We start from the raw sequence: 14838 nt of genomic DNA, 5'->3' as shown, positions 1-14838 counted from the left end.
TGCGGATTTACACTCGGTAACGAGTTTTTCATCCATAAGGCCAACAGCCCGACGACAGGCTGATCAGAGCCCTTCCAGTTCCGCCATCAAGTCGGCCAGCCGATCGAATTTCTGCTCATCGACCTTCGGCCCGCCTACGCTTTCCAGGTGCTGCGCCAAAGCCTGCACAGTGTTGAATTCAAACATCGCCCGCAGCGGCACGTTGCGCTGAAGCTGCTTCTGCGCACGCGTCACGACCTGCGTGGCGAGCAACGAGTGCCCGCCCAGCTCGAAGAAATTGTCGGTGATGCCAACCCGCTCAACCTTCAAGACGTCGGCCCAGATCGCCGCCAGTTGCTGCTCCATTTCACTCTGCGGCGCGACGTAGTCCTGCTGCGCCAGGCTGATGTCCGGCGCAGGCAGGGCCTTGCGATCCAGCTTGCCGTTAGGGGTCAGCGGCATCCGCTCCAACAGCACCAGATGCGACGGCACCATGTAGTCCGGCAGGCTGGCCTTGAGCTGGCTCTTCAGGTCATCGCGCAAGGCGTCCGGATCCTGCACGGCACCGGCGGGCACCAGGTAAGCCGCCAGCACCTTGCCCAGCGGACCGTCGATATCCAGCACCACCGATTCGCGAATCGCGGCATGCTCCTGCAAACGGGTTTCGATCTCGCCCAGTTCGATGCGGTAGCCACGAATCTTGACCTGATGATCGACCCGGCCGACGTATTCCAGCACCCCGTCGCTGCGGCGGCGCGCCAGGTCACCGGTGCGATACAGCCGCTCGCCCGGTGCCCCGAACGGGTTGGGCACGAACACCGGCACGGTGCGCAACGGATCGTCGACATAACCGCGCCCGACACCGGTCCCCGCCACACATAGCTCGCCGACTGCGCCGAGCGGCACAAGCGCCAACGCGTCATCCAGCACGTACAAACGGTTGTTGTCGGTCGGCAAGCCGATGGGCAGGTAGGTACTGCGTGTGGACGCCGCATCGATCCGGAAAAACGCCACGTCGTCCGAGCACTCAGCCGGACCGTAGGCATTCACCAGCCCGATATGCGGGTAGCGCTGCAGCCATTGGCTGGCCAGTTCCGGCGGCATCGCTTCGCCCGTCGGCAGCATCCAGCGCAGGCTGTCGAGTGTTGCCTGCTCTTCGGCCAGCAGACCGGTGATCAGTGACGGTACGCTTTCCAGCACGCTGATGCCCTGCGCCTGCACATGCTTGAGCAATGCCTGTGGGTCGCGGGCGATGTCGTTGGGCACGATGTCGACCCGGGCGCCAAACAGCGGCGCCGCGAGGAACTGCCAGACCGAGATATCGAAGCTTTGCGAAGCGGTCTGGGCAATCACGTCCTGATCACTGAGGCTCAGGTAAGGCACTTTGCTCAACTGGTTATTGAGCATGCCACGCTGTTCGACCATTACGCCCTTCGGCAGCCCGGTCGAACCCGAGGTGAAGATCACGTAGGCCAGGTTGTCCGGCGCGCTGTAGCGGCCTGGATTGTGCTGCGTGGTTTGCTCCTGTTGAACGGTTTCCCAGATCAGCAGGCGCGGACGGTCCCTTTCGGGCAACGCATCCAGCAACGCCCTGCCCTGCGCCAGGCACTGCTCAGTACACACCAGAACCGGCGTATGGCTCTGGCCGATGATCCCGCTCAAGCGAGGATTGGGCAGCGCCGGGTCCAGCGGCAGGTAACCGGCACCAGCCTTGAAGCTGCCGATGATCATGCCCAATAGCTCTGGCCCACGCTCGGCCAGCAGCGCAATCGGCTGATCGATACCGACACCGGCCTTGATCAAGGCATGGCCCAATCGGTTGGCAGCGCCATTGAGTTCGGCGTAGCTGGAGCGGTGTTCAAGACAACTCACGGCAATGCGCTCGGGGTACGCGTCAACCTGCGCCTCGAACAACTCGGCATAGCTACGCTCCAGCGGATAGGCGCGCTCGCTCTGGTTGCAGCCATCAAGCAGGAATTGACGCTCCTGTTCGCCGAGCAGCGGCAGCTCAGCCATGTTGCCGTGGAAGCCTTCGACCAGCGCCAGCAGCAGGCGCTTAAAGTCGCCGAGCATGCCCTGCACGGTCGACTCCTCGAAGTAGCGCTGGTCGTAGGACAGGTGCAGGCCCAGGTCATCGCCGGGGTAGCAGACCGCCGTCAGCGGGTAGTTGGTGTGGGTGCGGCCGGAATCGGAGGTGGCGTTCAGGCTCTGTGCGCGGTCCAGCACCGAGACTTCCACCGGCGCGTTCTCGAACACGAACAGGCTGTCGAACAGCGGCTGGCCCTTGGTCAGTTCGCTGTTTTCCTGAATGGCCACCAGGGGCAGGTATTCGTACTCGCGCAGCTGCATGTTGCTGTCCAGCAACTGACTCAACCACTGGCGCACGCTGCAACGCTGATCATCGCCCGGCATGCCGATACGCAGCGCGATGGTGTTGATGAACAGCCCGACGGTGCGCTGCATCTGTGGCAATTCCACTGGGCGGCCTGCCACGGTGACACCGAACACCACGTCGCGATCACCGCTCAGACGCCTTAACGTCAGGGCCCACGCCGCTTGGGCGAAGGTGTTGACGGTCAGTTGATGCTGCTGCGCCAACTCACGCAGTCGCGCGCCATCCGCCACGTCGAGACGGGTGTAGCAGTCGCCGACCACCATGCCGCCGCTGTCGCCGGCGTGTTCACGCAAGAACGGACGGTCGCTCGGAATAGGCGTCGGCCGCTCGAAGCCCGCCAGGTTCTGACGCCACCAGTCACGCGCTTGCGCCAGGCCCCGGCGTTGCAGCCAGCCGATGTAGTCGCGATAGCGAGGTGCCGGAGCCAGTTGTGCCTCGTGCCCTTCACCCAGCGCGGTGTAGATGTCGAAGAAATCGTTCATCAGCAGCGAGCGGCACCAGGCATCGATGAGGATGTGGTGGTTGCTCATCATGAACCAGTAGCGCGCCTCGTCCACGCGGATCAGGCGCAGGTGGAACGGCGGTTGACGCAGCAGATCGAACCCGGCCTCGCGCTCGGACTTGAGCAGGGTCTGCAAGCGCGGCTCCTGCTGATCGCTGGCCACATTGCGCCAGTCCAGGTAATCGATGGGCGTGCTGCCCGGTTTGTGAATGACTTGCAGCATGGTTTCGCCGATGTCCCAGCAGAACGAGGCGCGCAGGGCTTCGTGGCGGGCGATCACTGCTTGCCAGGCCTGCGCGAAACGTTGCGGGTCCAGCGCGCTGTTGATGCGGTAGCGGTCCTGCATGTAATACAGACCCGTACCGGGTTCCAGCAGCGTGTGCAGCAGCATGCCTTCCTGCATTGGGGTCAGCGGGTAGACGTCTTCAATTCGGGCTGCCGGAACGGGCAACGTGTCGAGTTGCGCCTGATCCAGACCGGCCAGCGGGAAGTCCGACGGCGTCAGACCGCCACTGCCTTCGGTCAGGCAATGGCTGATCAACGCCTGCAACTGCTGCAGATAATCCTGCGCAAGCGCTTCGATGGCTTCTGGCTGATAACGCTCGGCGCTGAAGGTCCAGCGCAGCACCAGTTCGCCGCCGTACACCTGACTGTCGATGCTCAGCTCGTTGGGCAGCGGCGCATCCGGATCGTGGGCCGCGCCAGCCGATGCTTCCAGTGGTAGGAACAGCGCATCGTTGTCAAAGCTCTGGTCGAACTGACCCAGGTAGTTGAAGGTGATTGGCGCTACGGGCAGTGCCTGCATGGCGCTGCGGCTGCTGTCATCGGCAAGGTAACGCAACACGCCGTAACCCAGCCCTTTGTGCGGCACTTGGCGCAGTTGTTCCTTGATAGCCTTGATCGACTCACCCGGTTCTGCGTGGTCGAGGACAGGGGTCAGGCGCAACGGATAGGCACTGGTGAACCAGCCCACGGTACGGGTCAGGTCGATGTCGTCGAACAGGGTTTCGCGGCCGTGGCCTTCGAGTTGAATCAGAGTTGAGGCCTGACCGCTCCAGCGACACGCTACTAGCGCCAATGCGGTCAGCAGCAAGTCGTTGACCTGGGTCCGGTAGGCGCTCGGCGCCTGTTGCAGCAGGTGCCGGGTGCTACTGGCATCCAATCGCACGCTGAGGGTTCGGGCGTGACGATTCTGCTGACCGCCCTGCGGGGCCTGGCACGGCAGCGTCGCGGTCGGACCGCTGAGCTGGCGTTGCCACCATTGAAGCTCTTCACGCAACGACTCGCTGCCGGCATAGGCCTGCAAGCGACTCGCCCAGTCCCGGAAAGCGCTGGTCTTGGCCGGCAAACGAACCGGCTGGTTTTCGCTGAGCTGCCGATAGGACGTCTGCACATCGTCAAGCAGCACACGCCAGGACACACCATCGACCACAAGATGATGAATGGCCATCAGCAGGCGTTGCTCACCCAGCGGACCGTCCACCAACACGACACGCAACAGCGGGCCGTTTTGCAAATCAAGGCTGCGCTGCGCCCGTTCAAACAATCCGGCGCACTCGCTCATGTCTGCTACCTGCGCATGATGCACGCGCGCGTCCTGCGTGACAGCGGTGCGGTGCTCGGCGCGCCAGCGACCGCTTTGCTCCGAAAACCCGAGTCTGAGTGCGTCATGCTGTTCGAGCACCGCGTCCAGCGCGAGCTCCAGCATACGAGCATCCAGCCGGGTAACAGGTTCCAGCACCAGCGCCTGGTTCCAGTGTTGACGCGCCGGAATCGGTGTTTCGAAGAACCAGTGCTGAATCGGCGTAAAGCCCGATTCGCCGGTCACCGCGCCCTGCTCGGCCTGAATCAGCGCCTGAGTCGTCGCGACGGCAGCAAGGGTATATACGGTCTGATGCTGAAACAGATCACGTGGCGTGAAATGAATTCCGGCCTGACGTGCGCGACTGACCACCTGGATCGACAAAATCGAATCGCCGCCCAGTTCAAAGAAGTTGTCGTTGAGACCGACCTGCGCCACGTTTAGCACCGCGCACCAGATTGCCGCCAGTTGACGCTCAAGGTCGCTGACCGGTGCCGCATATTGCTGACGATTAAGCGCTGGGTCCGGCGCGGGCAAAGCGCGGCGGTTGAGTTTGCCGTTGGCCGTCAGCGGCATGCTATCCAGCAGGATCAAGTGTGCAGGCACCATGTAATCCGGCAACTGCGCTTTGAGGTGCAACTTGAGCGATTCGCGCAATTGTACGTGCTGCTCGTCGCCCTGCCCGGCCACTTCACTGACCACATAGCCCGCCAGTTGCTTGCCCGATGGTGTGTCCAGCGCCAACACCACGGCCTCGCGAATGGCATTGTGCTCCAGCAGACGGGTTTCGATTTCGCCCAGCTCGATGCGAAAGCCGCGAATTTTCACTTGATGGTCGATTCGTCCCAGGTACTCGACAAGCCCATCGGCACGCTGGCGCACCAGGTCGCCAGTGCGATACAGACGCCCGCCCTGTCCGCTGAACGGATCGGCCACGAAACGCTCGGCGGTCATGCCCGGCCGCTGGTGATAGCCCTGCGCCAGACCCGGTCCGCCAACGTACAACTCGCCACTCGCGCCTTGCGGCACCAGTGCGAGATCGGCATCAAGGATGTAGGCGACGCGGGCGCCCACCACCTGGCCAATCGGCACGCTAGCCTCGCCTTCCGGCAGTTGCTGCGGGGCCAGACTGGCCAGCGGCATGACCACGGTTTCGGTCGGGCCGTAGGCGTTGAAGAACAGCGCAGGCTGAAACACCGCGCGGATGCGATGCAGGTGCTCGCCGGTCAACGCTTCGCCGCCGGTGATGCACATGCGCACCGGCAAGGTCTGGCCCTGGGTCGCCAGCCATTGCGCCAACTGGCTGCCATAGCTGGGCGTGAAGCCGAGAATGTTGACCTGCTGCTCGCGGATCAGGGTGCAGATTTCCTCAGCGTCCCACTGGCCTTGAGCGCGCAGCACCACCCTTGCACCCGCGAGCAACGGCACCAGCAAACGCTCGGTGGCAGCATCGAAGTTGATCGAATAGAAATGAAGCTCGCAATCGTCAGGCTGCATGTCGAATCGTCGGATCACGGCCTGACAATGCATGGCAATTTCGCCATGAGACACCACCACGCCCTTGGGCTTGCCGGTCGAGCCTGACGTGTAGATCAGGTATGCCTGATGCTGCGGCAAACTGATAAACGGTAATTCGCGTTGCGGATAGGTCGATAACAGCGGTAGGTCGTCTTCCAGGCACCAGCGCGCCACGCCGTCAGGCAGTTCGCCGAGGGCGGCAAACATCCCACGATCACTCAACAGCAGGCCGACGCCGCTGTCTTCGATCATGTACTGCAAGCGCTCCAGCGGGTATTCCGGGTCCAGCGGCACGTAGGCGCCACCGGCCTTGAGGATCGCCAGCAAACCGATTACCAATTCCAGCGAGCGCCCCAGCGCCAGGCCGACACGCACCTGCGGACCGACGCCACGCTCGCGCAGCATCCAGGCCAGTTGGTTGGCCCGGCTGTCCAGCTCGGCGTAGCTCAGGGTTTCGCCCGCAAACGTCAGCGCTGGCGCGTTCGAACGCAGACGCGCTCGCTCGGCAAACAGTTCATGAATGCACTGATCCAGGCGCTGTTCGCCCGCTTCGACGCCCAGGCTCTCAAGCAACTGCTGACGCTCGGCGTTCTGCAACAGCGGCAGTTCGCTGAGGCGTTGCTGCGGATCGGCCAGCAGCGCTTGCAACAGGTTGAGCCAATGTCCGGCCATTTTGGCGATGCGCGGCTCGTCGAACAGGTCAGTGCTGTACGTCAGGCAGCAACCCAGACGATGATCCAGTTCGGTGACTTCCAGATTGAGGTCGAACTTGGTCGCCCGCGCATCGTTGAGCAGATACTCGACCGTCATCCCGGCCAGTTCGCGGCGCTGCTGGAATTCCCAGCGTTGCACGTTGCACATCACCTGAAACAGCGGGTTGTAGGCGGCGCTGCGTGGGGGTTGCAGCGCTTCGACCAGATGGTCGAACGGCAAGTCCTGATGCGACTGGCCTTCGATGACGGTATGCCGCACCTGCTCGAACAACTGCGCCACGCTCATCTGTCCGTTGAGCTGCACACGCAGCACCTGGGTGTTGAGGAACGCGCCAATCAGGCCTTCGCTTTCCGGACGGATCCGGTTGGCGACCGGCGCACCGATGCGCAGGTCGGTCTGGCCGCTGTAACGGTAAAGCAACACCGCCAGCGTGGCGGTCATGGTCATGAACAGGGTCAGGCCGTTTTGCGCGTTGAAGGCGCGCACTTTTGCCGCCAGATCGGCGTGCAGATCAAAACGGTACAGCTCGCCCTGATGGCTCTGCACCGGCGGACGCGGACGGTCGCTGGGCAGTTCCAGCAACGGATGCTCGTTACCCAGTTGCGCCGTCCAGTAATCCAGTTGGCGCTGGCGCTCGCCCGCCTCCATCCACTGACGCTGCCAGACGCTGTAATCCAGGTATTGCACCGCCAGCGGTTCCAGCGGCGACGGCTTGCCTTCCAGAAAGGCTTCGTACAGCAGCCCCAATTCGCGGGCGAAAATGTCCATCGCCCAGCCTTCGGTGACGATGTGGTGCAACGTCAGCACGAAGTAGTGCTCCAGCTCACCCGCACGGACCAGACAGGCACGCAGCAGCGGTCCGGTTTCCAGATCAAATGGCTGGTGCGCCTCGCTGTCGGCCAGCGCCTGAAGCCGCTGCTGACGATCATCGGCAGGCCACGCGGAAAAATCTTCCCAGCGCACACGCACGCCGGTCTGCTCGCAGACCTTCTGGAACGCCACCCCGTCGACGCTCGGGAAGGAGGTACGCAGGGTTTCGTGACGCAGGATCAGGGCTTGCAGCGCGGCGTCGAAACGTTCGATATTCAGCACGCCGCTCAAGCGCGCCATGCCGCCCACGTTGTAGGCCGGGCTGTCCGGCTCCATCTGCCAGAGGAACCACATGCGCTGTTGCGAATAGGACAACGGCACCGGCTGGCTGCGGTCGACACGATGGATCGGTTGCAGGCTGCCACGTACGCCGGACGCCTGAATGGCCTCAACCTGTTCAAAGAAAGCATCCAGCTCGGTGGACTCGAACAGCGTACGCAACGGCAGATCAATGTCGCAGGCCTGACGCACGCGGGAAATGATCTGGGTCGCCAGCAACGAATGGCCGCCCAAGGCGAAAAAATCGTCGCGCAAGCCGACACGCGGCACGCCCAGCACGTCGCGCCAAATGGCGGCGATCTGCTTTTGCAACGCCGACTGCGGCTCGACATGCTCGCGGGTCTGCCATTGCGGCTCGGGCAAGGCGCGACGATCAAGCTTGCCGCTCGGACCAAGCGGCATGCTGTCCAGGCGCAACAGTTGCGCCGGAACCATGTAATCCGGCAGTTCCAGCGCCAGCGCAGACTGGATGCGCTCAACCTGTTCGGCCTCGCGTTCACCCTGAAGCGCTGCGGTGTAATAGCCGATCAGTTGCGGACCGGCAATTGTTTCGCGCACCAACACTGCCGCATGGCCAATACCCGGCTGAGCCAGCAGACGCGCTTCGATTTCCTGCGGTTCGACCCGAAAGCCGCGCAGCTTGACCTGCTGATCGAGACGCCCCAGGTATTCCAGCGCGCCATCGGAAGTCCAGCGCACCCGATCGCCGGTGCGATACAGCCGCTCGCCCGCCTCACCCATTGGATCGGCCACGAAACGCTCTGCCGTCAGCGCCGGGCGATCCAGATAGCCCCGCGCCAGACCAATCCCGCCAATACACAGCTCGCCCGCAACACCTTGTGGCACCGGATTCAGCTCGCTATCGAGCACCCTGCACAGCACGTTGCCCAGCGGCTGGCCAATCGGCGAGCGTTCGCCATCCGTCCGTTGGCAATGCCAGTGGGTGACGTTGATGGCGGTTTCAGTCGGGCCATAACGGTTGTGCAACTGCACGTTCGGCAGTTGCTCCAGCACACGATTGCGCAGCTCGCCAGGCAGCGCTTCGCCCCCTGAAAACAGACGACGCAGGCTGTTGCACTCCCGGGTGAGCGGCTCGTTGATGAACACCTGCAACAGCGGCGGCACGAAGTGCAGCGTGGTGACACCGTAATCCGTGACCAACTGTGCGATGCGATGCGGATCGCGGTGTTCGCCGGGACCGGCCAGCAGCAGACGGCAACCGGTGATCAGCGGCCAGAAGCATTCCCACACCGACACGTCGAAACTGATCGGGGCCTTCTGCATCAGCACATCCGTATCATCCAGCGCGTAAGCCGCCTGCATCCATTGCAAACGCTCGGCCAGTGCGGCGTGAGTCATGCCGACGCCCTTGGGTTGCCCGGTGGAACCGGAGGTGTAAATCACGTACGCGAGGTTATCGCCCTCCACATGCAGGCCCGGCGCACTGACCGGCCAGCTCTCCAGGTTCAGCGTGTCCATCGCGACAGTGCAAACGCCGACGGCGCTTGGCAAATCGCCTAGCAGAGGGGTTTGGGTCAACAGCAGTTCGACGCCGCTGTCATTGAGCATGTAGGCCAGGCGCTCGGTCGGGTAATCCGGGTCCAGCGGCACGTAGGCACCACCGGCCTTAAGAATCGCCATCAAGCCAATCAACAGTTGCGGTGAACGCTCGGCGGCAATCGCCACTTTTACATCCGGGCCGACGCCCTTGTCGAGCAGATAATGGGCCAGACGGTTGGCGTGGGCATGCAGGCTGGCGAAGTCGAGGCTGCCGCCTTCCCACATCAGCGCAATCCGTTCAGGGGTCTCGCGGGCCTGCCGATTGAGCTGCTCGGGCAACCATTGAGTCGCAGGCGCACGCGGCGCGCTGCTCCACTGTGCCTGTTGCGTTTGCTCGTCGTCGCTGAGCAATTGCAGATCAGCCAGCGCGATCTGTGCCTGTTGGCTGACCTGAGTCAGTACCTGCACATAGTGCTGCGCCATACGCACGATGGTGTCTCGCTGGAACAGCCCATCGGCGTAATCGAAGGACAAGGTCAGGCGACCGTTTTTGTCTTCCTCGCTGTGCAGTTGCAGGTCGAACTTGGCCTCGCGGCTGTGCCACGGCAATTCATCGGCCAGCAGCCCCGGCAAGCGGCGCAAGGCGCTCAGGTCGCGCTGCTGATGGTTGAACATGACTTGAAACAGACCGTGCTCGCGTGCCTGCGGGAACGCTTCGACCAGTTGATCGAACGGCACGTCCTGATGAGCCTGGGCGTCCAGTGCCGTTTGACGGGTCTGGGCCAGCAACGCCGAGAACGGAAGGCGAGGATCAAGCTGCGTGCGCAGCACCAGCGTGTTGATGAAAAAGCCGATCATGCCCTGGGTTTCATGGCGCGGACGGTTGGCACCGGGCACGCCGATGCGAATGTCGGTGTGTCCGCTGTAGCGATAAAGCAACGTCTGGAAGCTGGCCAGCAACAGCATGAACGACGTCGATTGCCAGGCTTGCGCGGTGTTGCGCACGCCGGCGCTCAGCTCGGCGCTCAAGCGCAGGCTGTAGCGGTCGGCGCTGTGTTGCTGGCGTGCCGAGCGCGGATGATCGGTGTCCAGCGCGAGCACAGGCTGCTCGTCATCCAGTTGCTGTTTCCAGTAATCAAGCTGGCGCTGCGCTTCGCCACGCCCCAACCATTCACGCTGCCATTGGCCATAGTCGGCATAACGCAGTGCCAGCGGTGCCAGCTCAACCGACTGCCCTTGCACCGCCGCCGCGTAAAGGCGCGAGAATTCGTCGATCAGCACGTTCAGCGACCAGCCGTCGGCGATGATGTGATGCAGCGTCACCAGCAGTTGGTGCTCTTCATCGTCCAGTTGCACCAGCGTGACGCGCAACAGCGGCCCGTGTTGCAGGTCGAACGGCTGGCGCGCCTGTTCTTCGCGAATCGTCCGCGCACGCATCTGCCGCTGATCGTCTGACAGATCACTGATGTCCAGCACCTGTAACTGGAACTCGCCTGCCGGGTCGATGCGCTGCAACGCCACGCCGTCCTGTTCGTAAAAGCGGGTACGCAGCGACTCATGGCGCTCGATCAGCCGTTGAAAGCTGTCGCGCAGGGCCGTGCGGTCCAGTTCGCCACGCAGATGCAGGCCGCCGGGGATGTTGTAGGCGCTGCTGTGCGGGTCCAGCTGCCAGACAAACCACAAGCGGTTCTGTGCCAGGGATTGCGGCAGATGCTCGTTGCCCGGCAGGCGTGTGATAGCGTTTTCGCTGGGCGCATCGCCTTGCTGCGCGGTCAATTGCAGCGCTTCGACCTGAGCAACGAACGCACCCAGCGTCGGCGCTTCGAACAACAGACGCAGGCTCAGGTCGATGCCCAGCACCTCACGCAGCTTCGCAACCACCTGAGTCGCGGCAATCGAATTGCCGCCCAGCAGGAAGAAATGGTCATCGGCGCTGATCTGCTCGCGCTGCAACTGCTCACACCAGACGTCAGCGACTTTTGCCAGCAGCTGCGAGCCTGTGGCATGAACCTGCGTCGCCTTTTTGGAGGTGTTCCCGGGAAACACCGCGTAGCTGTCCAGGCTGCCATCGGCCAGACGCGTGCGGCAGGCCGAGCGTTGCAATTTGCCGCTGGAAGTCTTGGGCAGCGCGCCGGGATTGAGCAGCACCACGACTGTCGGCGCTTCCTGAAACGCGTCGGCCACCGCCTGGCGGATCACGTTGATCAACGCGTCGGACGAGAGGGTTTTCTGCACGCTGCGGCTGACTTCCGCCGCGATGCCGATGCCTTCATTACCCGACTGGATAACTGCGAACGCTGCGATGCGCCCTTTGCGCACCACGTCAACGTCGCGCTCGATGACCTTCTCGATGTCCTGCGGATAAAGGTTCTGCCCGCGCACGATCAGCATGTCTTTCAGGCGTCCGGTGATGTACAGCTCGCCGTGGCGCTGAAAGCCCAGGTCTCCGGTGCGCAGCCAGGTCTGGCCTTCATGCTCGACGAAGGTCTTTGCCGTTGCTTCGGGGTTGCGCCAGTAACCGTGGGCGATGCTCGGGCCGGTAGCCCAGACTTCACCGACGTGATTGTCGCCCAGCACTTGCAAGGTGTTCGGATCAGCGATCAGTACGCCATGACCCGGCTGACCGGTGCCGCAACTCATCACCGTACTGCCCTCGCCCAGCTCGACGACATTGCGTGCCAGCGCCGCTTCGTCCAGACGCAACGAAGGTATGCCGTGGCCGCGCTTACCACCCGCGACATAGAGCGTGGCCTCGGCCAGCCCGTAGGACGCCATGAAACTGTCGGGCGTGAAGCCGCAACCGGCGAACTTGTCGGCGAATGCATCGAGGCTGTCCTGACGGATCGGCTCGGAGCCGGAATACGCCACGCGCCAACGGCTCAGGTCCAGACGTTCCAGCGCCGAATCGCTGACCCGCGTGCTGCACAGTTGATAGGCAAAATCCGGCCCGCCACTGATGGTGCCACCGTATTCGCTGATCGCTTCCAGCCAACGCAACGGACGCGTCAGAAAGTACGCCGGGGCCATCAGCACGCAGGGCACGCCACTGAAAATCGGTTGTAACAGCCCGCCGATCAGGCCCATGTCGTGGTACAGCGGCAGCCAGCTGACGATCACATCGTCGGGATTGAGGTCGATGCCGAAGCCGTGGCGGATGAGCATTTCGTTGGCAATCAGATTGCCGTGCGTCACCTGCACGCCTTTGGGCAAAGCGGTCGAGCCGGAGGTGTATTGCAGGAAAGCGATGTCGTCGTTTTGCAACTGCGGCCCTTGCCAGCCTTCAGCCTGAGCGCTGTCCAGGGTGTCGACACAGAGCAATTGCGGTGCACCGGCAGCCGCGAGTTCGTCCATTTGCAGCAAGGCCGATTGCAGGTCGGAACCGGTCAAGAGCAGACGGGGCTCGGCGTCGGCGATGATCGACAGCAAACGCTCCTGATGATGGCGACGATTGGATTCCGGCGGATAGGCCGGCACCGCGATCACCCCGGCATACAGGCAGCCGAAGAACGCAGCCACGTAGTCCGGCCCGCTATGGAACAGCAGAATCGCGCGGTCTCCCGGCGAAGCCTGGCGCTGCAACGCGGCAGCGATGATGCGCGCACGCAGGTCCAGATCACGGTAGGTCAACACCAGGCCTTTGCTGTTTTCTTCGGTCAGAAAACGCAGCGCCAATTGGTCAGGCGTTTGTGCAGCGCGACGCTGTAACGCCTGAGCCAGAGTGTCGGGGAGTTCGAACGCGTCCATGATGAGGTTCCTGCTAGATTCGGCTTGCCAGAGAGGGTCTGGATTTAAAAGAGCGCGCATCGCCCGTTCAGCGACGCGTCAGGCGAACAGGCGTCAGCCGGTTGCGCGGGTCGGATACCGTGCAGCGCTGTTGCGCCAGCGGGTCAGGTGCTGTTCGGCGTAACGCCGCAGATGGCGCAGCAATTGGGCCTGTTCGTCGATCAGGTAAAAGTGATGCCCTTCGAACATGTCCAGCGAGAAGCCGGTGCTGGCCTCTTCCTGCCAGTCCAGCAGTTGCTCGACACCGATGCTGTCCTGCTTGCCGCCGAATACGTGGATCGGCATGCCCAACGGCTCGCGCTTGCCGTAGACAAAACTGCCGCAGAGCAGAAAGTCGGCGCGCAGGATCGGCAGCATCAACTGCATGAGTTCGTCGTTGCCGATCACGCTCTCACTGGTGCCTTTGAGCGTACGCAACCGGTCGATCAACTGAGCGTCGGTTTTGGCGACTACGTACTCGCTCACATCGCGGCGCACGGGCCCTGCGGTGGCGGACGCAAACAGGGCCAACGGCGCAGGCAGGCCGCGTGCGCGCAAGGCATGCGCCAGTTCAAAGGCCAACAGCCCGCCCAGGCTGTGCCCGAATAACGCGTAAGGCGTGTCCAGTTCTGCCGCCATCTCGTCGGCCAGACGACCGGCCAGTTGCACGATATCGGTCTGCAACGGCTCGTCCATACGCATCCCGCGGCCCGGCAGCTCCAGCGGCCTTACGCTCAGCCATTCCGGCAACTTGCGCCGCCAGGGGCTGTAGAACATGGCACTGGCACCGGAATACGGCAGGCAGAACAGCTTCATGCTTACAGAGCTGCTCATATCAGGACCGTCCGTCCATTGGATCCGGTGTAAAAGCCGCGATGCGTGCGTTGGAAACGCATGGTGTTCTCCTGATGTATTCCCTGGCCTGCGCCGAGGGTTGGGCCTGTCATCAATGAGAACGGATGGCGTCTGGAAATAATTAGTCGCACCTTGAAGCCCGCACGCCCCTCGGGCAGATCGATTCCACTCGCACTCTTTAAGTGCGCTGATGCGCTTTCGCATTTGACAATAATTATCATTAAGGCTAATTTATCGCCCCATGTGATGGCGCGGCTCGCAAGGACGCTCCCCTCCAATGACTTTGTAGCAAGGTGAATTCCATGACGGAACACGTATTCACAAGCAAGTGCGACTCACCCCTACTCCAGGCTTTCGTCGACAACTATCTGCTGTTGGTCAAGATCGCAGCGCGCATCGTAGGCTGTCGGTCACGTGCGGAGGATGTCGTTCAAGACGCGTTCTTCCGGCTGCGCTCCGCCCCTCAAGTCACGTTGTCGTTCAAGGCGCAGCTCAGTTATCTGTTTCAGATCGTGCGCAACCTGGCCATCGATCACTACCGCAAACAGGCGCTGGAACAGAAATACACCGGCCCCGAGGCCGAGGGGCTGAACGTGGTGATTCAGGGCGCGTCGCCGGAAACCTCGCACATCAACTTCTCAAGTTTGGAGAGAATCGCCGACGCGCTGTCGGAACTGCCGCCCCGGACGCGTTACGCCTTTGAGATGTATCGCTTGCACGGCGTGCCGCAAAAAGACATCGCCAAGGAACTGGGCGTCTCCCCGACACTGGTCAACTTCATGATTCGCGATGCCTTGATTCACTGCCGCAAGATCAACGGCGTCAAAAACGAGTCCTGAGCTTTTTCAGGCAAAAAAATCCGGAGCCCAGGCTCCGGATTTT

At 62.6% G+C, this 14838-nt stretch carries 3 protein-coding genes; 1 reads left to right on the top strand and 2 read right to left on the bottom strand.

What is annotated here, in order from left to right:
- Positions 1–63 precede the first annotated feature (63 nt).
- A complete protein-coding gene (locus ALP40_RS16470; protein ID WP_122209278.1) occupies positions 64–13083 on the bottom strand; it encodes a non-ribosomal peptide synthetase in 13020 nt (4339 codons plus the stop codon).
- Positions 13084–13176: 93 nt separating this feature from the next.
- Entirely contained in the window at positions 13177–13935 is a 759-nt protein-coding gene (locus tag ALP40_RS16465) for a thioesterase II family protein (RefSeq protein WP_122209277.1), read from the bottom strand.
- Between the two features lie 323 nt (positions 13936–14258).
- Here ALP40_RS16465 and ALP40_RS16460 point away from each other — a divergent pair, with 323 nt between their 5' ends.
- Entirely contained in the window at positions 14259–14795 is a 537-nt protein-coding gene (locus tag ALP40_RS16460) for an RNA polymerase factor sigma-70 (protein WP_122209276.1), read from the top strand.
- Positions 14796–14838 lie beyond the last annotated feature (43 nt).

The organism is Pseudomonas viridiflava (assembly GCF_003702045.1).
GTDB classification, from domain to species: Bacteria; Pseudomonadota; Gammaproteobacteria; order Pseudomonadales; family Pseudomonadaceae; genus Aquipseudomonas; species Aquipseudomonas viridiflava_C.
This window is presented reverse-complemented; position numbering and strand designations above follow the sequence as displayed.

Bases quoted from the DNA above. Each gene is read 5' to 3' on its own strand.
- ALP40_RS16470 (WP_122209278.1), bottom strand. From the start codon at position 13,083: ATGGACGCGTTCGAACTCCCCGACACTCTGGCTCAGGCGTTACAGCGT.
- ALP40_RS16465 (WP_122209277.1), bottom strand. From the start codon at position 13,935: ATGAGCAGCTCTGTAAGCATGAAGCTGTTCTGCCTGCCGTATTCCGGT.
- ALP40_RS16460 (WP_122209276.1), top strand. From the start codon at position 14,259: ATGACGGAACACGTATTCACAAGCAAGTGCGACTCACCCCTACTCCAG.